Annotated in this window: 14 protein-coding genes and 1 pseudogene; 6 read left to right on the forward strand and 9 right to left on the reverse strand. The window is 56.4% G+C overall.

What is annotated here, in order from left to right; translation table 11 throughout:
- Positions 1 to 76: 76 nt before the first annotated feature.
- On the forward strand, positions 77 to 1285 hold the full coding sequence (locus tag INF61_RS20955) for an MFS transporter (RefSeq protein WP_015572420.1): 1209 nt from the start codon (positions 77 to 79) through the stop codon (positions 1283 to 1285).
- On the opposite strand, the gene mtfA is transcribed toward INF61_RS20955, so the two are convergent.
- Positions 1282 to 2079, reverse strand: a complete 798-nt coding sequence (mtfA, locus tag INF61_RS20960; RefSeq protein WP_017383320.1) for a DgsA anti-repressor MtfA — start codon at positions 2077 to 2079, stop codon at positions 1282 to 1284. The two genes, INF61_RS20955 and mtfA, sit on opposite strands and share 4 nt — an antisense overlap.
- Positions 2080 to 2345: 266 nt before the next feature.
- On the opposite strand from mtfA, the gene INF61_RS20965 reads away from it, so the two are divergent.
- Positions 2346 to 3248, forward strand: a complete 903-nt coding sequence (locus INF61_RS20965) for a LysR family transcriptional regulator (protein ID WP_193548096.1) — start codon at positions 2346 to 2348, stop codon at positions 3246 to 3248.
- Here INF61_RS20965 and INF61_RS20970 read toward each other — a convergent pair.
- The 3 genes from INF61_RS20970 to INF61_RS20980 all read right to left on the reverse strand — a co-directional run bounded on the left by INF61_RS20970 (position 3220) and on the right by INF61_RS20980 (position 6872).
- Entirely contained in the window at positions 3220 to 4008 is a 789-nt protein-coding gene (locus tag INF61_RS20970; RefSeq protein ID WP_045906573.1) for a substrate-binding domain-containing protein, read from the reverse strand. The two genes, INF61_RS20965 and INF61_RS20970, sit on opposite strands and share 29 nt — an antisense overlap.
- A gap of 6 nt (positions 4009 to 4014) precedes the next feature.
- Positions 4015 to 5316 (reverse strand): MFS transporter, encoded by a 1302-nt coding sequence (locus INF61_RS20975; protein ID WP_017693129.1) that lies wholly within the window; start codon positions 5314 to 5316, stop codon positions 4015 to 4017.
- Positions 5317 to 5576: 260 nt separating this feature from the next.
- Positions 5577 to 6872 (reverse strand): serine hydrolase, encoded by a 1296-nt coding sequence (locus tag INF61_RS20980; RefSeq protein ID WP_032654133.1) that lies wholly within the window; start codon positions 6870 to 6872, stop codon positions 5577 to 5579.
- 95 nt (positions 6873 to 6967) lie between these two features.
- On the opposite strand from INF61_RS20980, the gene INF61_RS20985 reads away from it, so the two are divergent.
- Positions 6968 to 7873 carry a LysR family transcriptional regulator gene (locus INF61_RS20985; protein WP_193548097.1) on the forward strand — a complete coding sequence of 302 codons (906 nt, stop codon included), beginning with the start codon at positions 6968 to 6970 and terminating at the stop codon, positions 7871 to 7873.
- Here INF61_RS20985 and fumA read toward each other — a convergent pair.
- Together fumA and INF61_RS20995 are read right to left on the reverse strand one after the other, a co-directional pair.
- A pseudogene (gene fumA / locus INF61_RS20990) lies at positions 7862 to 9510 on the reverse strand (class I fumarate hydratase FumA). The gene INF61_RS20985 and the pseudogene fumA sit on opposite strands and share 12 nt — an antisense overlap.
- 55 nt (positions 9511 to 9565) lie before the next feature.
- A complete protein-coding gene (locus tag INF61_RS20995; protein ID WP_193548098.1) occupies positions 9566 to 11074 on the reverse strand; it encodes an anion permease in 1509 nt (502 codons plus the stop codon).
- Positions 11075 to 11682: 608 nt separating this feature from the next.
- Between INF61_RS20995 and INF61_RS21000 the strand changes: the two genes are divergently transcribed.
- Both INF61_RS21000 and INF61_RS21005 read left to right on the forward strand, forming a co-directional pair.
- The gene (locus tag INF61_RS21000; protein ID WP_193548099.1) at positions 11683 to 14463 is read left to right on the forward strand and encodes a flavocytochrome c; all 2781 of its coding nucleotides are present in this window, start codon (positions 11683 to 11685) and stop codon (positions 14461 to 14463) included.
- A gap of 58 nt (positions 14464 to 14521) precedes the next feature.
- The gene (locus INF61_RS21005; protein ID WP_047728046.1) at positions 14522 to 15484 is read left to right on the forward strand and encodes an FAD:protein FMN transferase; all 963 of its coding nucleotides are present in this window, start codon (positions 14522 to 14524) and stop codon (positions 15482 to 15484) included.
- Here INF61_RS21005 and dcuR read toward each other — a convergent pair.
- Together dcuR and INF61_RS21015 are read right to left on the reverse strand one after the other, a co-directional pair.
- On the reverse strand, positions 15465 to 16184 hold the full coding sequence (gene dcuR, locus INF61_RS21010) for a two-component system response regulator DcuR (protein WP_003859556.1): 720 nt from the start codon (positions 16182 to 16184) through the stop codon (positions 15465 to 15467). The two genes, INF61_RS21005 and dcuR, sit on opposite strands and share 20 nt — an antisense overlap.
- On the reverse strand, positions 16181 to 17797 hold the full coding sequence (locus INF61_RS21015) for a sensor histidine kinase (RefSeq protein ID WP_032619380.1): 1617 nt from the start codon (positions 17795 to 17797) through the stop codon (positions 16181 to 16183). The genes dcuR and INF61_RS21015 overlap by 4 nt, the downstream gene beginning before the upstream one ends.
- Before the next feature lie 153 nt (positions 17798 to 17950).
- Here INF61_RS21015 and INF61_RS21020 point away from each other — a divergent pair, with 153 nt between their 5' ends.
- Positions 17951 to 18814: an N-acetylmuramic acid 6-phosphate etherase gene (locus INF61_RS21020; RefSeq protein ID WP_047728047.1), complete on the forward strand. Its 864-nt coding sequence runs from the start codon at positions 17951 to 17953 to the stop codon at positions 18812 to 18814.
- A 55-nt stretch (positions 18815 to 18869) separates the two neighbouring features.
- On the opposite strand, the gene ompC is transcribed toward INF61_RS21020, so the two are convergent.
- The gene (gene ompC / locus INF61_RS21025) at positions 18870 to 20033 is read right to left on the reverse strand and encodes a porin OmpC (RefSeq protein ID WP_047728051.1); all 1164 of its coding nucleotides are present in this window, start codon (positions 20031 to 20033) and stop codon (positions 18870 to 18872) included.
- Between the last annotated feature and the right edge of the window lie 217 nt (positions 20034 to 20250).

Here is a 20250-nt window from a genome sequence, read left to right on the forward strand (position 1 = left end):
GCAACTATTTTTGCAATATTTGTTTTCATAAACTTCATAATTTCCACACATTTATTGACATTATCTTCACAATTTTATGCGCACCCGTACTGAGAATCTCACTGACGTTGTGACCCCTAAAGCTAACTGGCCCCTGGCACTGGGCGCCGGTTTATTAGGTATTGGGCAAAACGGTTTGCTGGTTATGCTGCCGCAGCTGGTCTCCCTGACCGGACTGTCGCTCTCCGTCTGGGCCGGGCTGCTGATGTTCGGCTCGATGCTCTTTTTACCCGCATCGCCCTGGTGGGGACGCCAGAGCGAGCGGCACGGCTGTAAGATCGTTATGCTGGCCTCGCTGGGAGGCTATCTGGCGAGCTTTGTCGTGATGGCGCTGGTGGTCTGGGCAATGGCGAACGGCGCGCTGAATGCTCTCTGGGGAATGGCAGGCCTGGTGCTGTCGCGCATGCTGTACGGCCTGACGGTATCAGGGCTGGTGCCTGCGGCCCAGACGTGGGCCATTCAACGCGCGGGGCTGGATAAAAGGATGGCGGCGCTGGCGACGATAAGCTCTGGCCTTAGCTGCGGGCGTCTGCTGGGACCGCCCCTGGCCGCGCTGATGCTCAGCGTCAGCCCGGTCGCACCGCTCTGGCTGATGGCGCTGGCACCGTTTATCGCGCTTCTGCTGGTGCTGCGCGAAGCCGCCGATCCCCCGCTGCCGCCGGTGGCGCACCAGTCGACGCGGTTACAGGCCTCCATGCTGCCTTTCCTGGTGCTGGCACTGCTGCTGGCGGCGCTGGTCAGCCTGATGCAGCTTGGTTTATCGCCGCATCTTCACCCGTTATTTAATGGCGATGCCGTGCAAATCAGCCATCATGTCGCGCTGCTGCTGAGCCTGGCCGCGCTGGCGACCCTGGCGGCGCAGTTTCTGGTGGTACGCCCGCAGCATTTTACCCCGAGAGTTTTACTCTTAATTGCCGCGGTCTTGATGGTGGCGGGTCTTGGGCTGATGTGTCTCGCCAGTTTAGCCCTGTTCTACGTGGGAATTGTCATCACTTCGCTGGGGGCCGCCATGGCAACGCCGGGATACCAGCTTTTGCTCAACGATCGGCTGACGACGGGCAAAGGCGCAGGGGTGATCGCCACCAGCCATACGCTGGGGTACGGGGCCAGCGCGCTGCTGGTACCCGTGGTGACGCGCTTTTACGGTGAGCAGTTTTTGATTACTGCCGCATGGGGAATGGCGCTGCTGTTTCTCGCGGTGAGCGTGTGGGTACGATCGACCGATCGTACCTCTGCTGAACATTAGTGGAACGGATGAGAGGATGTGCTGGCTGCGTCCTCACTTTGCCGCAGACGCTGAAGCGGATCCTGCTGATAAAAATGGCAAAAACGCTGCCACAGCGCCGGGAAGCGCGGAGCGAAAAGCTCAGGTGCGCTAAAGAAATACTCGGACAGTACCGCAAAACACTCGGCGGGATCGGTCGCGGCATAGGCATCAATGCTGGCCGCGCTTTCACCCACCAGGTCTATCTCATCCTGAATGTTTTCCATCGCCGCGTGCAGGTCGTGCTCCCATCCCGCGACTTCACGCAGCGGGATCAGCGGCACGCCGCTGGCGCGATCGCCGTTGCGGGTATCCAGCTTATGCGCCACTTCGTGAATGATCAGGTTGAAGCCCGAGGCATCGAACGAGTCCTGAATATCCAGCCAGTTGAGGATGATTGGCCCTTGCTGCCAGCTTTGCCCGGACTGCACCATACGCTGGTTGTGCACCAGCCCGATGTCATCCTCCCACTCATCATCGACGATAAACGGCGCCGGGTAGATCAGCACTTCGTGGAAGCCATCCAGCCATTCGATACCCAGCTCCAGCACCGGCAAGCAGAAGAGCAGGGCGATGCGGGAATTTTTAAGCGGATCCAGTTCGAAGCCCTGTAGCGGTACCAGCCTTTTTTGCTGTAAAAAACGCTCGGCCAGCTGAATCAGCTTTGATTGCTCTTCAGGCAAGAGATTCGCCAGCACGGGGATCGCCAGAGCCTCATCCCAGGGCAGCGCCATATTTCGACCAGCGTCGTTCGTTTTCCAGGGCCACTTAATCATCGCTTTGCTCGTTACTCGCACGTGAACAAAATGGAAAGGTCAGGGGCTGTTAGCATGCCAACATACTCTGTTAAGCAGTATGACACTCCTCTTCGGCTGCATGCAGACTGGCAGCCTGTTTAAGAGGAATCCAGCCCGCATAAACTATCACTATGTGCCGTCAGGTTGATAGCGCTTTAGGGGTATCCCCTTCATTTTGTGAAGTATGTCGTGCGCGACTATGATAAATCTCTTCTTACCCTACCGTGCTTAAGGATCCCGTCAGTATGCCCGTCAATTTTGACCTCAACGATCTCTATGCCTTCCGCGCTTTACTGGAATATGGCAATTTCCGTCTTGCGGCGGAGTCTATCTGCCTTTCCCAGTCGGCGTTGAGTCGCAGAATTGAAAAGCTGGAGGCGGCACTGGGGACAAAACTGTTCGACAGAACCACCCGGCGCGTCACGCTGACCCTGTATGGACAGACCTTTGCCGACCGATGCGGACAGCTGCTTGCTGATGTGGAGTCCATGCTTTCGGATATCGATAAGGCCAGCGAGGAGCGTACGGGGCTAATCACCGTGGCGACGGTGCCGTCCGCCGCCTGTTACTTTATGCCGGATGTTATCCGCCGCTTTCAGTCCCGTTACCCCCGCGTGCGCATAAAACTGATCGACAGCAGCGCCGGAAATGTTATCGAGGCCGTCACCCGCGGACAGGCGGATTTTGGTATCTGCTTTGCCCGGAGTTTGCAGCCCGACATCGAGTTTGTCCCGCTGGTGGAGGATGTCTACGTGGCTGCCTGTCGGCGCGACAGCCCGCTTGCAAAAAGAAAAAGCCTGACGTGGCAGGCTTTTTTTCAGCAGGATTATATCGGTCTGGATAAGACCTCCGGCAACCGCAATCTTCTCGACCAGCGGGTCGGGCATATTCGGCCTGAGCGCCCCAGCATCTGCGAAACGCGGCACGTGACGACCATGCTGGGGATGGTTGAAGCCGGGATCGGCATTGCGGCCGTTCCCGCCATGTCAATGCCCCGCGCAGAGCATTCGCTGCTGACGTCGGTACCTTTAACCGAGCCTGAGGTCAGGCGAACCGTGGGGCTGATCCGCCGCCGCGGGCGGATCCAGTCCTATATTGCTGCCGAACTCGAAACGCTGATTACCGAGCAGTATCGCGAGGTGCACTGACGGGCGTTAAGCCCGTTGCCGTAATGACGCTGGCGGCCTGTGGCGAAGAGAGAAAGGCCAGCAGCGCTTTTCCCTGTTCGGGATGGTCAGCCTTCTGCGTTACGGCTCCGGCGAAACGGGTAATGTACTGCATGTCGTCAGGCAACTTACCCACAAACGTCACCCCCGGGACCGGCAGAAGCTCGCTCACCTGCTGAAAGCCGAGATCGTATTTCCCTTTTGCCACTTCAGACGCCACCGGGATGCGCTCAACCCGGTGCGCTTTATCGTGGACCTGGCCGTCGATGCCCAGCTTACGGAACAGCTGGCTCTCTACATACCGGCCGCTGGCGCTGTCGGAATAAGCTATGGAATGCGCCTTCAGCAGCGTTTGCCGCAGGGCAGGCACCGTACTGATATCCGGCACCGGCGCGCCCGCTTTGACGACCATCCCGACGGGCGAATCCGCCAGCTCCACGCGAGAGCCCGCCGCCGTCCTGCGATCCTGTTCCAGTTTCGCCAGCGCATCGCCCACCATAATCACCACGTCCGCTTTTTCGCCCCGGGCGAGCCGGGCCGGAATGGCCTGCGGCGTTTTGCCCATCGACGGGCCGGGGATCACAATGAGTCTGTCACCGCTTTGCGCTTCGTACTGCGGCGTCAGCTTCTCCAGCGCCGCTTTGAAGCCGCCAGAAATCATCACCGTCACATCCTGCGCAAGCGCGCCCGCGCTGAGGGTGGCGAAGGTCAGGGCGGCAATCACCGTTCTGAATGTAAGCATGAGGGATCACTCCTTAACGGCAGTTTGCAGGATTAACGTGCGACGACGATAGAGATAAAGCGTTGCCAGCAGGGCGCAAACGGCGGCAAAGCTCATCCAGTAGCCCGGAGAGGCTTTGTCGCCGGTGTACTCAATTAAGGCAGTCGAAATCACTGGCGTGAAACCGCCAAAGACCGCCGTTGCCAGGCTGTAAGCCAGTGAGAAGCCCGCCACGCGCACCTCTGCTGGCATGATCTCCGTCAGGGCCGGGATCATCGCGCCGTTATACAGGCCGTAGAGGAAAGAGAGCCACAGCAGCACAGTCAGCATCATTGAGAAGCTCGGGGCTGCGGCCAGCATCGTCAGTGCCGGATAGCTGGTCGCCAGCGCCAGCAGCGTCATGGCGATCAGCACCGGTTTACGCCCGAAGCGATCCGACAGCGCGCCGCCCACCGGAAGCCAGATGAAGTTGGACACCGCCACCAGCAGCGTGACCAGAAGACTGTCCGACGCGCTAAGCATCAGGACTTTTTTACCGAAGGTCGGCGCGTAAACGGTGATCAGGTAAAACGCGGTGGTGGTCATCGCCACCATCAGCATGCCCGCGACGACTACCGGCCAGTTGGCGAGCAGCGTTGTGAAGACCTGACGCATTGCCAGATGGTGGCGACGGGCGCTGAATTCCTCGGTCTCTTCGAGCTTGCGGCGCAGGAAAAAGATAAACGGCACAATCAGACAGCCAAACAGGAACGGAATACGCCATCCCCATTCGCGAATGGCACTCTCTTCCAGCACCACATTCAGGGCGAAGCCCATCGCCGCCGCGATCATAATGGCGACCTGCTGGCTACCCGACTGCCAGCTGGTGTAGAAACCCTTGCGGCCCGGCGTGGCGATCTCCGCCAGATAAACCGAAACCCCGCCCAGCTCGGCGCCTGCCGAAAAACCCTGCAACAGGCGGCCGGTCAGCACCAGCAGCGGCGCCCACAGGCCAATGCTCTGGTAAGAAGGGATCAGCACGATCAGGAAGGTTCCGGCGGCCATAATTGACAGGGTGACGATCAGCCCTTTACGGCGACCCACTTTATCAATGTAAGCCCCCAGCACAATGGCCCCGATCGGACGCATCAGGAAGCCCGCGCCAAAGACGGCGAAGGTCATCATCAGGGACGCAAATTCACTGCTTGCCGGAAAAAAAGTATGGGCGATGTAGGTGGCATAAAAGCCGAACAGAAAGAAGTCGAATTGCTCAAGAAAGTTGCCCGACGTGACGCGGAAAATCGCGCCCGCTTTGGCACGAAGCGTTGCAGGTGAGGTTGAGGAAACCATGATTATCTCCAGTTTTATAGTGACGTTATGCTCGTCTGTTTCTGAAAACTGGATCAGGAAGTGGAAATTAATAAGCGCAAATAGCGCATGGACTGATGCGTGTGGTGCATTAATGACAAAGCGTTGACCAGTATTTACATATTCAACAATAACTTAACATTTCGGTGATCTTTTATTTACTCGATTTCGCTAAGTTGCTGATATATCGGTTTTGTGACATCGCGCAGGTGAGAAGCCAGGCGGGGCCTGGCTTGGGATTATCAGCGCAGCGCGTTCGCAATCGCGCTAAACATCAGCGACGCTTCCAGCGGCTGGGCGCTGAATGACGGCTCTGCCTGCGGCCAGGTGGACCACTGGACGATAACCAGATTTTCTTTCTGATTAACCATGATCATCTGACCAAATATACCCAGCGCCCACAGGGAATCCTTCAGCGAATTTTCGACTTTCGGCTCCACGTGGGTGGCGGTGGCTGGTACTTCGTTGTTCCACCACTGGTAGCCGTATAACCCCTTCGGATGCGCGTCGGACACCGATCCTTTGGCCTGTGTCCAGGCTGAGGACTGTTTCACCCAGCCCTCGGGGAGGATCTGCTTCCCGTCCGGCAGCGTACCGTTATGCAGGATAAACTCCCCGAAACGCCCCCAGTCTTCCAGCGTGGCGTTGAACCCATGCGCACCCACGTCGTGCTGGCCTTTGCTGTAGGCATGCCACACGCCGTCGCTCGCCATGCCGTACGGCTGCCAGATGGTCTTCTCCAGATACGCCGCGAGCGTCATGCCGGTGGCGCGCTCAAGCACATCGCCTAACAGCCAGGCGCCACCCGAGGAATAGGACCAGTTTTCGCCCGCCGGGTGTTCACGGTGTAACCCCTTCACCAGGGTGCGCACGCAGTTGTAGGTGCCCGGCTTCGCTTCGCATTCGGTAAGCCGGGCGAAGTCAGATTGCGGGTTGGTGTAATCTTCGTTCCACGCCACGCCAGAGGTGTGGGTGATGAGCTGTTTTAGCGTTACGCCCTCCCAGGCGGTGCCTTTTAAGTCAGGTTCGTATTGGGTGACAAGGTCGTCCAGGGAGTGGATTTTCCCTTCTTTAATTGCAGCACCCACCAGCGCGGAGACCACCGATTTGCCCACGGAACGCGACGTCCAGAGCGTTGAGTCGGTATTGCCTTCACCCAGGTATTTATAGGCCACTTTGCCGTTTTTCAGCACCAGCATGCCGCTGACGTTCTGGCGTTTCAGGTAATCCTGAAGAGTGTAACTCTTACCCTTCACCTGATAGCGGGCATCGGTGAGCGGTTTTTCTGCGGGCAGCAGCGGCGTAGCGTTGCCGTGGCGGAACACATCCCCTGCGTAGTTGCGGTAGTCATTGCGAAAGCCCACCACGCGATCGGCCTGGCTCCAGGTGAGCATGGTATGCGCGTCCGGGAGTCTGGCATCGAAAGGCGCCGGACAGGTGGTGAGGTCGGTACCGTTGCAGGCCGCCATAACGGCGGGCGAGAGCAGGCTGCTGACAACCAGCGCCGCGAGCAGCGTGCGGTTTGTTTTGATTTTCATATTTATCTCGTTTGGCTCAGGAAGGACTTCAGTTTAATAACCTGCGGCCTATAATAAAAAACGCGTTATGGGGGAAAATCCCCCGTAAAAATTGCGTGGAGAATGGCGTGGCATCACTGATCTATTCCTTTGCCCAGCTTGAGGCGTTCACTGCCGTCGCTGAACACGGCAGCCTGATGAAGGCGGCCAGTAAACTCGGCAAAGATCGTACTACCCTGCGGGATCTGATCGATTTCCTTGAGGATGGGCTGGGCTATGCTCTGTTCCTGCGGGAGGGGCGCAGCCTGCGCCTGACGCCGGAGGGGGAGCAGCTTCAGCGGCAGGCGCACCTGCTAATGCGCCAGGTCAAAGCGTTTGAGGCGTTTGCCAGATCGGTACCGTACAGCGCGACGCAGGACATTGCCCTCGCTTACGATCCGTTCACCCCCAGAGCTTTTTTACAGGCGCTGATTGCCACACTGGCGACGAAAAAGATCCGCCTGAGCCTGACCAGCGCATCGCGCGATGAGGCGGAAGCGATGCTGGCAAACGGTCAGGCCGATCTGGGGATCTGCCAGGCGCGCAACCGCAGCGTGGGCAATGAGATGGAGTGGCGGGCGCTGGGGGCGATCGAAATGGATTTTTACGCCGCAACGGCGCTTTTTGCGGAGGTTGCGTCGCCGGTGTCGCTGCTCGATCTCTCTCTGGTGCCACAGGTGATTATGCATCCCGCGTCAGACGAGCCGGTTGCCCGTCGCCTGCAAATTTCAGGGCACACGCTTTTCACTAACGAACTGGAGATGCTGCGCAGCCTGCTGGAGCAGGGCTGCGGCTGGGGGTTTTTGCCGACCCATCTTCAGGCAACGCAGTGGAAAAATGTAAAAAGGCTGCCCACCGAAGTGGGCAGCCAGGGGATAAGCCAGACGATGGTCACTATCTGGAAGCCGGGCAGCGACAAGCGCGGGTTGATCAACGATACGCTGTCGCTGCTTCCGGCGTTATGGAAACGTTCAGCGCTGTGAGCACCCTTTGCACTGTTTATTCTGGATCTGCTGGAAGAAGTCGTTGCCTTTGTCATCCACCAGGATAAACGCCGGGAAGTTCTCCACTTCAATTTTCCAGATGGCTTCCATTCCCAGTTCAGGATACGCCACGCACTCCAGGCTCTTGATGCTGTTTTGCGCCAGCACCGCCGCCGGGCCGCCGATGCTGCCGAGGTAGAAGCCGCCGTGCTTATGGCAAGCGTGGTGACCTGCTGGCTGCGGTTACCTTTGGCCAGCATGATCATGCTCGCACCGTGGGATTGCAGTAGGTCCACGTAGGAGTCCATACGCCCGGCGGTGGTTGGGCCTAAGGAGCCAGACGCGTAACCTTCTGGCGTTTTCGCCGGGCCTGCGTAGTAAATCGGGTGATCTTTAACGTACTGCGGCAGTTCTTCCCCGTTGTCGAGCAGCTCTTTCAGCTTCGCATGGGCGATGTCGCGCGCCACGATGATGGTGCCGTTCAGCGACAGGCGGGTGGAGACCGGGTGCGCGGAAAGCTGCGCCAGGATCTCATTCATCGGCTTGTCGAGATTGATGCTCACCACGTCGCCTTCACCCTGTTGACGCAGGGACTCAGGAATATACTGGCCCGGATTGTGTTCCAGCTTCTCAATCCAGATCCCGTCGCGGTTGATTTTCGCTTTGATATTACGGTCAGCGGAGCAGGAGACGCCCATGCCGATTGGGCAGGAGGCACCGTGGCGCGGCAGGCGGATTACGCGAATGTCGTGGGCAAAGTATTTCCCGCCGAACTGCGCGCCAAGGCCGAGGTTTTGCGCTTCCTGAAGCAGTTCCTGCTCAAGCTGGACGTCGCGGAACGCCTGGCCGTGCGCGTTGCCTTCGGTTGGCAGGCCATCGTAGTAGCGCGCAGAGGCGAGCTTGACGGTTTTCAGCGTGGCTTCCGCTGAGGTGCCGCCAATAACGAAGGCGATATGGTAAGGCGGGCAGGCCGCGGTGCCGAGGGTCCGCATCTTCTCAACCAGATAATTTTTCAGCTTCGCCGGGGTGATCAGCGCTTTGGTTTCCTGATACAGATAAGTTTTATTGGCGGAACCGCCGCCTTTCGCCATGCACAGGAATTTATACTCGTCACCATCAACGCTGTAGAGGTCGATCTGCGCGGGCAGGTTGGTGCCGGTGTTCACCTCTTTATACATATCCAGCGCCGCATTCTGCGAGTAGCGCAGGTTGTCTTCAATATAGGTGTTATACACGCCCTGACTCAGCGCCGCTTCGTCACCGCCGCCGGTCCAGATGCGCTGGCCTTTCTTACCCATAATGATTGCCGTACCGGTATCCTGACAGGTGGGCAGCACGCCTTTCGCCGCAATTTCGGAGTTGCGCAGGAATTGCAGGGCAACGTACTTATCGTTCTCGCTGGCTTCCGGGTCGCTCAGAATAGCCGCAACCTGCTTCTGGTGAGAGGTGCGCAGCATAAATGCCGCGTCGTGGAAGGCCTGCTGTGCCAGCAGGGTCAACGCCTCTGGCTCGACTTTCAGCACTTCCTGACCGTCGAACTCGGCAACGGAAACGTGCTCTTTGGTCAGCAGATAGTATTCGGTGTCATCGTGCGCAAGAGGGAAGGGGTTTTGGTAGATAAACGGTTTGTTTGACATAGCGTATTGCTCCACAAAAATAAAACCGCCGGAGGAGAAGTCCGGCGGTCAGGAATCAGAACATCATGGACATCCACGGATAACCAATCAGCAGCAGGGCCGCCAGGAAGATGGCACCGAAGATGGTGCCGAGGCGCCAGTAGTCTTTGGTTGGCAGGTAGCCGCTACCGTAGTAAATCGGGCTTGGACCGGTACCGTAGGGGGTAATGATCCCCATCACGCCCAGCGAGGTCACCATCAGCAGAACGAACACTTCCATATTCATGCCCGGAATGGTGGAGGCGATGGTCAGCATCGCAGGCAGCAGCGCCGTGGTGTGCGCGGTGGTGCTGGCGAACAGATAGTGCAGCAGGTAGAACGCCAGCAGCAGCACGATGGTGGCGACACCCGGAGAGATACCGCTCATCAGCAGGCCGCCTTCTTTACCCAGCCAGCTGATAAAACCGGTGGAGGAGAGGCCATCCGCCAGCGCCACCAGGGTGGCGAACCAGACGAAGGTATTCCACGCGGCTTTGTTACCGGTGATATCGTTCCACTCCAGCACGCCGGTCCACAGCATCAGGCCAACGATCAGCAGGGCAGCCATGGCCGGTTCAATCCACGCCGCGGCGAAGATCCACATCAGCAGCGCACAGCACACGAACACCAGCAGCAGGATCTCATTGCGCGACAGTTTGCCCAGTTTTTTCAGTTCACGGGTCGCCCACAGCGGTACTTCGTTATTCACTTTTACTTCCGGCGGGTAGAACCAGTAGGCCAGCAGCGGCATGGTCAGGATCAGCAGGATGCCCAGCGGCAGGAAGGCGAGGAACCAGGTCCCCCAGGAGATATCAATTCCAACCGTGCTTTTTACCAGCGCCAGCGCCAGCAGGTTAGGTGCCAGAGCGGAAAGGAACATCGAGCTGGTGATACAGGCCGCGGTGATGGCTACCCACATCAGATACGAACCGATTTTGCGCGCGCTTGGGTCATTGGGTTTTGAACCGTACAGCGGCGGCAGGTTGGCGATGATCGGGTAGATGGTCCCGCCGCTGCGCGCGGTGTTGGACGGGGTGAACGGGGCCAGCAGCAGGTCCGCAAACGTAATGGCGTAACCGAGCGTGAGGCTGCGACGGCCCAGGTACTTCACCAGAATCAGCGCCAGACGGCGGCCGAAGCGGGTTTTGTCGTAGCCTGCGGCGAACATAAAGGCACCGAAAATCAGCCAGACGGTGGAGTTACCAAACCCGCTGACCGCCCATTTAAAGGAGGCGCCCGCCAGCTTGAATTTTGGGTCAGCCAGCTGTTCCGGGCTAAAGAGTACCCACTGGCTGCACAGCGCAATCGCCACGACGCCGGTAAGACCGATCACGGCGCCCGGCAGCGGTTCGAAAATTAAGCCGACGATGACGCCGACAAAGATGGCGAAGTAGTGCCACGCATAAGGCGGCAGCCCTTCCGGAACGGGGACAAACAACAGCAGGACGGCAACAATGACGGGCAAAGCCATCATCAGCAGTCGTTTTGCTGTTCCATTTGATGCCAGATTCGCCGCAGGAGGCGTTACAGCAGTTTTTGTATTCATAGTTTCACGTCTTAAGTTGTCAAAAATTCGTCGCCCGGCGAAAACACAAATTCGATTGAAATATCCTTTTTGCTTTTTTTAGTTATTTAAGGTGCGGATTTGTGTTTTCACTAATAGCGATTTAACGCATTTTGGTTTGCGCTAAATAAAAAATGATGATGTTTTTATATTGCTCTTTTGAATGCCATAACTATTGATCGCGATCAAAAAAACGGAACTGAATGGCTATTTTTATATTTTTTATAATAACCACTCTGAGTAGTGTGGTTATTCGCTAGCTTTACGCATTTTATGTATCAAAACTATAACATTTAAATTCTGGTGATTTTGTTTGTCTTTGTTTTATAATGTTTTTTGATAGATTTGGTGTATTGGTTTGACCTTTTATAATTTAACTTTTTTTAAATTCTTGTGAACGAGTGAAACATTCCCGCTAACACCAATGTGTTATTAATGTTATCGAAGGGATTAAATAGTTTATTAACTAACGTAATGACTTTAGAAACTAAAAAAAGCTTTATATTACTATCATGACATCGGCAAAAAACACGAAATAAAAAATCATTCCGATAACGAATTCTTAATTTTTAAAGTTTGGAGTTTCTATTATGAGCACTAACGAACGTATTTTAAGCCCCTTCACATTACCGAATGGTACTGAACTGAAAAACCGTTTGTTAATGGCCCCGATGACAACCTGTACCGGTTATTACGATGGCACCGTGACCAGCGAGCTGGTGGAGTACTACCGCGCCCGTGCGGGCAGCATCGGCACCATCATCGTTGAGTGCTGTTTTGTTGACGATCTCGGCCTGGCGTTCCCGGGCGCAATTGGTATTGATAACGACGAGAAAATCGCCGGGCTGGCAAAAATCGCTGACGCCATCAAGTCCAAAGGCTCTAAAGCCCTGCTGCAAATCTACCACGGCGGCCGTATGGTCGACCCAAAACTGATTGGGGGTCGCACGCCGGTTGGCCCAAGCGCCGTTGCCGCGCCGCGTGACGGTGCCGCCACGCCGGTTGCCCTGACCGCGGAAGAGGTGGAAGGCATGATCGGCAAGTTCGGCGAAGCCGTGCGCCGCGCAATTCAGGCCGGGTTCGACGGCGTCGAAATCCACGGGGCGAATACCTATCTGATCCAGCAGTTCTTCTCCCCGAACTCTAACCAGCGCGACGACGAGTGGGGCGGCAGCCGCGAAAACCGCGCGAAATTCCCGCTGGCGGTGCTGGACATTACCCACAAGATGGTGCGCCAGTACGCGGACGACGCGTTTATCATTGGCTACCGTTTCTCTCCGGAAGAGCTTGAAGTCCCGGGCATTCGCTTCGAAGACACCCTGTATCTGCTGGAAAAACTGGCCGCGCGCGGGGTAGATTATCTCCACTTCTCCGTTGGCGCCGCCCTGCGTCCTTCTATCGTCGATACTCAGGACCCGACGCCACTTATCGAAAAATACTGCGCCATGCGCTCTGACACGCTGGCGCAGGTACCGGTGATGGGCGTTGGCGGCGTGGTAAATGCCACGGATGTGAATGAAGCGCTGGATCACGGTTACGACCTGATTGCCGTTGGCCGCGCCACCATCGCCTATCCGGACTGGACCGATCGCATCGCGGCGGGCGAAAGCCTGGAGCTGTTTATGGACAGCACCCGACGCGAAGAACTGAGCATCCCGGAACCGCTGTGGCGCTTCTCGCTGGTGGAAGCGATGATCCGCGACATGAGCATGGGCGAATCGAAATTCAAACCGGGCACCTTTATTGAAAAAGTGCAGGACGATGCTAACGAGCTGGTGATTAACGTCAGCCTCGAAACCGACCGCATCGCCGATATCGAACTGGCCTCCGGCCCGAGTGAAGACGTCGAGTTTGTCACCAGCTTCGAAGAGATCCGTACCCGTATTCTGGATGCCAACACCCCGCACGTGGACGCGATTACGGGCGCGACCAGCCAGAGCGAGGCGGTGAAAAAAGCGGTCTCGAAGGCGATGCTGAAATCCAGCAAAGCGCTGGCGGCAGAAGAGGGCGCTGACCCGAATGAGACTAAAAGCGTGGATGTGGTGGTGGTCGGCAGCGGCGGCGCCGGTCTGGCGGCGGCGATTCAGGCGCATGACGAAGGCGCGAGCGTGCTGATCGTCGAGAAAATGCCCACCATCGGCGGGAACACCATTAAAGCCTCGGCCGGGATGAACGCGGCGGAGACCCGCTTCCAGCGCGTGAAAGGTATTCAGGACAGCAAAGAGCTGTTCTACCAGGAAAGTCTGAAAGGCGGTGGCAACAAGAACGACCCTGAACTGCTGCGTCGCTTTGTCGAGAACGCGCCGCAGGCTATCGAATGGCTGGCCACGCGCGGCATTATGCTGAACGACATTACCACCACCGGCGGGATGAGCATCGACCGTACGCACCGTCCGAAAGACGGTTCCGCAGTGGGCGGGTATCTGATCAGCGGCCTGGTGCGTAACGTCAACAAGCGCAACATCGAGGTGATGCTGGATACCTCCGTGAGCGACATCATTTTCGAAAATGGCGAAGTGACCGGCGTGCGTCTGACCACCGAAGAGAACGAAACCCTCACCGTGGCAACCAAAAGCGTGATTGTGGCAACGGGCGGCTTCAGCGCCAACAGCCAGATGGTGGTGAAATACCGTCCGGATCTGGCAGGGTTCGTTACCACCAACCACAAAGGGGCGACCGGAGGCGGTATCGCGCTGCTGGAGCGTATCGGTGCGGGCACCGTGGATATGGGCGAAATTCAGATCCACCCAACCGTTGAGCAGAAAACGTCGTATCTGATTTCCGAATCCATCCGCGGCGGCGGGGCGATTCTGGTAAACCAGCAGGGCAACCGCTTCTATAACGAAATGTCGACCCGCGACAAAGTCTCGGCGCAGATCATCGCGCTGCCGGAGAAATACGCTTACATCGTCTTTGACGAGCATGTTCGCGCCAAAAACAAAGCCGCGGATGAGTACATCGCAAAAGGGTTTGTTACTAGCGCCAGCTCGCCAAAAGCCCTGGCGGAAGCACTGGGGATGGATCACCACCAGTTCCTGGCAACGCTGGAACGCTACAACGGCTTTGTGGAGAAACAGCACGACGATGATTTCGGTCGCACCACCGCGCTGCGTGCGCCAATCAACGAAGGGCCGTTCTACGCCATTCAGATTGCACCGGGCGTTCACCACACCATGGGCGGCGTGACCATTAACACAGAAACCTGCGTGCTGGACAGCAACCACAACGTATTGCCGGGAGCGTTTGCTGCGGGTGAGGTTGTCGGGGGCATCCATGGCGGTAACCGCATCGGCGGTAACGCGGTGGCAGATATCATTATTTTTGGTACGCTTGCAGGACATCAGGCGGCTATGCGTTCGAAAACACGGTAAGGCTCCTGTTTCCCCGGCGGCGCGGTGCCTGCCGGGGCTACATCTGAGGACTCATGAAATGCCTGATAGCCATCGCGTTTACAGCTACTCCGCCGTTCTGATGGGATCGCCCATCCTCCTGAAACTCTTTTCCTATGACGAAGCGCTTGCCTCTCGCGTGTTTCGCCTGATCAAACAGTACGAAGATCTGCTTACCGTTAACCGAGCGCACTCACAGGTAATGGACATCAACCATGCGGCCGGTCAGCGTCCGGTTGCCGTCAGTCGCCCGGTGTTCGAGCTGATCCGCTGCGCGAAAGCGGCCAGCCTGCTTAAGGACAGCGCCTTTAACCTGGCGATCGGCCCGCTGGTGAAGCGCTGGAAAATTGGCTTTAAGGGGGACGCTGTACCGCCCGCGGACGAGATCGCCGCCTTGCTGGGCATCACGCATCCTGCGGACGTGGTGCTGGATGAAGCCAACAGCAGCGTGTTCCTTACTCGCCAGGGAATGGAGATCGATCTGGGGGCCATTGCTAAAGGCTATATCGCCGACAGGGTGCGGGATTACCTGCATAAAGAGGGCGTTGAACTTGGGCTGATCAACCTTGGCGGCAACGTCCAGACGTTAGGCTCGCCGGAGGGCGGCTGGCGCGTCGGCCTGAAAAAACCGTTCGCCGGTGACGCGCTGATTGGCGCCATGACGGTCGAAAACCGGTCGGTGGTGACGTCAGGCACCTATGAGCGCTACTTCGAGCTGAACGGCAAACGTTATCACCACATACTTGACCCACGCACCGGCTACCCGCTGGATAACGAACTGGACAGCGTGACGATTATTTCGCCAGACTCCCTCGACGGCGATATCTGGACCACGCTGATCTACGGCATGGGCGTGGAAAAGGGCTGCGCCGCGCTGCGTTCGCGCCCCGATATTGAAGCCATCTTTGTCACCAAAACAAAAGAAGTGGTGATCTCCTCGATGCACCACTTCCGTTTTACCCTTCTGGACGACAGCTACCGAATTACTGGCAGTACTGTTTGAGTAGGCCGACCTGTTCCGGCTGCAAACGGTAGCGATATACCGGCCGGCCGGTAGCGCCGTAGTGAATGCTGGTGAACAGGATATTAATTTGCGCCAGCCAGATCAGGTATTTGCGGCAGGAGACGCGGGAAATGTTGACCGCATTCGCCAGATCGTCGGTGGAAAATTCTATCTCCGGATGGCTGTCGATCCACTGGCAAATGGTGCGCAGCGTCTGCGGCGTCAGGCCTTTCGGTAATTTTTTGCTGTCGGCCAGCTCCGGCGCGCCTCCGTGGATCAGCCTGTCGACGTCGGCCTGTTCATAATACTGATGCGATCCCATCAGGCTGCGCTTTGCCTTCCAGCCGTTCAGCGCCTCTTCAAAACGCGGGAACTGGAACGGTTTAATCAGGTAATCCACCACGCCATAGTGCATTGAGGTCTGGATCGTTGCGGCGTCGGAGGCCGACGAGATCATGATGACATCAATCGGGCGGCCCGATGCGCGGATGATGGGCAGCAGATCCAGCCCGTTATCCTGCTGCATATAGACATCCAGCAGCACCAGATCGATCGGCTGGCCTGGGTTGGCGATCAACGCCTCGGCCTGGTTGAGCGTGGAAGCGACGCCGCAGCAGCTAAAACCCTCAACGCGGTTAACATACAGACGGTTGAGGTCGGCTACCATGGCGTCATCATCGACAATTAACACATTTATCACGCGATATTCCTCTCGCTATCCCAGGGGATCTGAACAAAAAATTGGGTAAATACGCCAGGCTCCGACTCGACGGTAATATCTCCGCCCAGATTCTGGATCTGCTGACGCGCAAGGAACAGCCCAACGCCGCGGTTTTCACCTTTTGTTGAGTATCCCTTTGTAAAAATAGCCTCCAGCCGCTCGGGATCAATGCCGGGACCGTCATCGCTGACCTCACCGCTCAGCCAGCCGTTCTGATAATGCAGCAGCAGGCCTATCTCGCCTTCCGGCTGGCCTTCCATCGCATCCAGGGCATTTTCGATTAAATTGCCCAGCACGGTGATCAGCACCGCAACCTGCTCTTCATTGGCGGTGTCAGGAAGCTGACTCTCCTCCGCCAGCGTCAGGGTCACTCCGGCCTCTTTAGCGCGGTTAATTTTACCCAGCAGGAAGCCCGCAATGACCGGGGATTTAACTTTACGTTGTATCGCGCCGATATCCGTCTGATAATTTTGCGCGGTCTGGATGATGTACTCCTCCAGCTTATCGTAGCGCTTCATGTGCAGCAGGCCGAGGATCACGTGCAGCTTGTTCATAAACTCATGCGTATGGGAGCGCAGGGCATCAACGTAGCTGACCATGCCATCAATACGCTGCATTAACTGGCTGATTTCGGTCTTATCGCGGAACGTACTGATCGCCCCGATCACCTGATTCTGGCTTTTCACGGGGACCATGTTGCAGAGCAGCAGCCGCCCGTTACAGCCGATCTCCTGATCCTGGCGGGCAATGCCGGTCCTGGATACTTCGCGCAGGCTGGCCAGCAGCGGTTCACTGCTGCTTTCGGAGTGCTGGCCCGAGGTCAGGAGTAATATTTCTCTGGCGGTGTGGTTAATCATCGTCACGCGCCCGTGCATATCCACGGCCATCACGCCTTCGCGCAGGGACTGCAACATGGCCTGGCGCTGCTCAAAGAGGGCGGAGATCTCGTAAGGCTCCAGCCCGAAGAGGATACGTTTCAGCACCCGGACCAGACCCCATATCGCCACTGAACTCATCAGAACGCTGAATAAGATGGTCCACACGGCGTTGAGCCGTCCGCGGGCAATCTGATCTTCAACTTTATTCAGCGAGATACCCACCACCACCACGCCGATCTGGTCGTGCTGGTCGTCATAGACGGGCGTAAAGACGCGCAGCGCTTCTGCGAGCGCGCCGCGGTTAACGGAGACATTCTCTTTCCCTTCCAGGGCGGGCGTCAGATCGTCGCCAATAAAATGCAAACCTAACAGCGCTTCGTTTGGATGGGAATAGCGGATCCCACGCAGGTCGGTGACCACGGTAAACAGCAGGTCGTTGCGCTTCGTCACCGCCTCGGCAATCGGCTGGATGATGCCAGCCTGCGGCGATTCCATCAGGCCACGCTTGATCTCCGGGCTGTCGGCCAGCGTCCTGGCGATACCCAGCGCGGTATCTTTCACGTCATCGCGCGTGGCGCGGGTGATCTGCACAGAGTACAGCGCGAAGACCACCAGCAGCACCGAGCCGATAATCGCGCACACCATCAGCGTAACCAGCGTATTCAGCTTCATAGGGCGCTTGCGCGTCGGGGGGAAGGGCTGCAAATCGCTCATTAACACTCCGCGATGAATAAGAAAGGGCTAATTATCGCTGATGACGGGCGTTTCATAAAGCCATGTAAAGAGAGGCGTTTCGTGAGCCTCCTCTCATGTGACCTATATAAAACACTTTATAGTGTGAGGGTAATCATAATAAGGAGGCAGTTTATGAGCATTATGCTTACCGGTACGGCCAGGGAAAGACGGCACGCCAGCACCACGAACATCGACAGATTATCGACGCTGGATATGCTTAACGTCATACACCAGCATGACGCGCAAATCTCTTCTGCACTTACCCCTCACTTAAGTATGCTGGCCCGCGTGGTGGATAACGCAGCGGCGACGCTTAGCCACGGCGGACGTCTGGTACTGACCGGCGCGGGCGCGTCCGGACGCGTGGCTGAACAGGCGGCAGAAGGGTTTGCGCCGGGAAAACATCCCGTCATTGCGATGACAGCAGGCGATCACGCCGGTAGCTACGCGCGCGGCGTTGCCGACCTTCAGACGATAGAATTTGGCGAGCATGACATGATGCTGGCGCTGTCCGTCAGCGGCAAAACCCCATGGGTATGGGGCGCGATGCGTCATGCGTGGTCTCTGGGCTCAACGGTTGCGATCATTACGGAGGATGCGCAAAGTGAAGCGGCGCAGCTGGCGAGCATGGTCATTGCCCCCGAACTGGGCGCGGATGTGGTGGCCGGGTATACCAACGCTAAAGCAGGCATTGCGCAAAGCATGATCCTGCATATGATCACCACCGGTCTGGCGGTACGTTCCGGACGGGTGTACAGCAACCTGCGCGTTGATCTGGAGGCAAGCAACACCAGATGGGCCGAACGACAAATTGCCATTGTGATGGAAGCGGGGGGATGTAGCCGGGCGCAGGCGAAGGCCGCGCTGGAAAGCTGTAACCACCAGTGCAAAACGGCGGTACTGATGGTGCTGACGGGGCTGGATGCCTGGAAAGCGCACGAATTGCTGGCGCAGAATAACGGGTTTGTTCGCCTGGCCTTGCAGGAAGCGCCGTAATATTTCAGCGTCAAATAAAAAAAGCCCGCATCGCGGGCTTTAATATTGATGGGGATTAGAACTGGTAGGTCATGCCTACGCCAACGATGTCATCGGTAGAAATACCGTTTGCTTCGTAGAAGCGTTCATCGTTGTCCAGCATGTTGATTTTGTAGTCAACATAGGTAGAGAAGTTCTTGTTGAAGCTGTACGTCATGCCCACGTCGATGTAGTTAACCAGATCCATATCGCCTTTCTGACCCTGCGGGTTGCCGGCGTAGCCTGGATAAGTCATGTCCTTACCTTTAGAGTAAACCCATGCCAGGGATGGACGCAGACCGAAGTCGAACTGATATTGTGCCACTGCTTCGAAGTTCTGAGTCTTATCCGCAATACCATCATCGCCGTATGGGGTCATGTTGCGGGTTTCAGCGTACATCATTGCCAGATAGACGTTATTGGCATCGTATTTCGCGCCAATGGTCCATGCTTCGGCTGTTTTACCGCCGGCGTAGTGTGCATTGTTTTGACCTAAACCTTCTTGTGCGTTAGTACGGTCAGAAGAAGAGTACGCAGCACCCAGGCTCAGACCAGACAGATCGCCAGAGAAGTCATAAGAGGTGGACATACCGAAGCCGTCGCCGTTCTGGAAACGTACGTCATTATGGCCGTTTTTGGTGCCTTCCTGGTTTTCGTTTGCGTTAGCACCTTCGTTAGCACCCTGATATTGCAGCGCAAAGTGCAGGCCGTCGACCAGACCGAAGAAATCGTTATTACGGTAAGTTGCCAGACCATTTGCACGACCGTTCATGAAGTTATCGGTCCAGGTGTAAGAATCTCCACCAAATACTGGCAGCATATCGGTCCAGGCTTCAACGTCATACACGACGCCGTAATTACGGCCGTAATCAAATGAGCCGTAGTCGCCAAATTTCAGGCCAGCGTATGCCAGACGGTTGAAAGATTTATCCCCTGCGCCTTCGGTATCGTTAGCGTAGGTTTTATATTCCCACTGGCCATAACCTGTCAGGTCGTTCGTGATCTGCGTTTCGCCTTTGAAACCCACCTGTACATAGGTTTCATCGCCGTCGTCGCCTGGGTTGTCGGAGAAGGTATGACGCGCATCAACCTTACCGTACAGGTCAACTTTGTTGCCATTCTTGTTATACATTTCCGCCGCATTTACTGCGCCAGCCATTAATAACGCGGGTACGAGAATTGCCAGAACTTTTCTTTTCATTATATATTCCCTTTAAATATAAATTGTCTGAATATATGTAATTACCCTCCGTAACTACATGGCTGATACTATTATATGGATTATTATTTAGGTTCAAAAAAAAAAGTAATTAAAGTGGTAAAAATATTACAAAATATTTCTTTTTATCTCTTTATTTTTCACGTGAATTTATTCATTGAAAATATAGCGGTTAATTATTATTAAGTATTTCTTAATT

Origin of the sequence: Enterobacter cloacae complex sp. P18RS (genome assembly GCF_014982105.1) — a bacterium.
GTDB classification, from domain to species: domain Bacteria; phylum Pseudomonadota; class Gammaproteobacteria; order Enterobacterales; family Enterobacteriaceae; genus Enterobacter; species Enterobacter hormaechei_C.

Excerpts from the sequence above, each read along its gene's own strand:
- INF61_RS20955 (WP_015572420.1), top strand. The coding sequence starts at position 77 with ATGCGCACCCGTACTGAGAATCTCACTGACGTTGTGACCCCTAAAGCT.
- mtfA (WP_017383320.1), bottom strand. The coding sequence starts at position 2,079 with ATGATTAAGTGGCCCTGGAAAACGAACGACGCTGGTCGAAATATGGCG.
- INF61_RS20965 (WP_193548096.1), top strand. The coding sequence starts at position 2,346 with ATGCCCGTCAATTTTGACCTCAACGATCTCTATGCCTTCCGCGCTTTA.
- INF61_RS20970 (WP_045906573.1), bottom strand. The coding sequence starts at position 4,008 with ATGCTTACATTCAGAACGGTGATTGCCGCCCTGACCTTCGCCACCCTC.
- INF61_RS20975 (WP_017693129.1), bottom strand. The coding sequence starts at position 5,316 with ATGGTTTCCTCAACCTCACCTGCAACGCTTCGTGCCAAAGCGGGCGCG.
- INF61_RS20980 (WP_032654133.1), bottom strand. The coding sequence starts at position 6,872 with ATGAAAATCAAAACAAACCGCACGCTGCTCGCGGCGCTGGTTGTCAGC.
- INF61_RS20995 (WP_193548098.1), bottom strand. The coding sequence starts at position 11,074 with ATGAATACAAAAACTGCTGTAACGCCTCCTGCGGCGAATCTGGCATCA.
- INF61_RS21000 (WP_193548099.1), top strand. The coding sequence starts at position 11,683 with ATGAGCACTAACGAACGTATTTTAAGCCCCTTCACATTACCGAATGGT.
- INF61_RS21005 (WP_047728046.1), top strand. The coding sequence starts at position 14,522 with ATGCCTGATAGCCATCGCGTTTACAGCTACTCCGCCGTTCTGATGGGA.
- INF61_RS21015 (WP_032619380.1), bottom strand. The coding sequence starts at position 17,797 with ATGAGCGATTTGCAGCCCTTCCCCCCGACGCGCAAGCGCCCTATGAAG.
- INF61_RS21020 (WP_047728047.1), top strand. The coding sequence starts at position 17,951 with ATGAGCATTATGCTTACCGGTACGGCCAGGGAAAGACGGCACGCCAGC.
- ompC (WP_047728051.1), bottom strand. The coding sequence starts at position 20,033 with ATGAAAAGAAAAGTTCTGGCAATTCTCGTACCCGCGTTATTAATGGCT.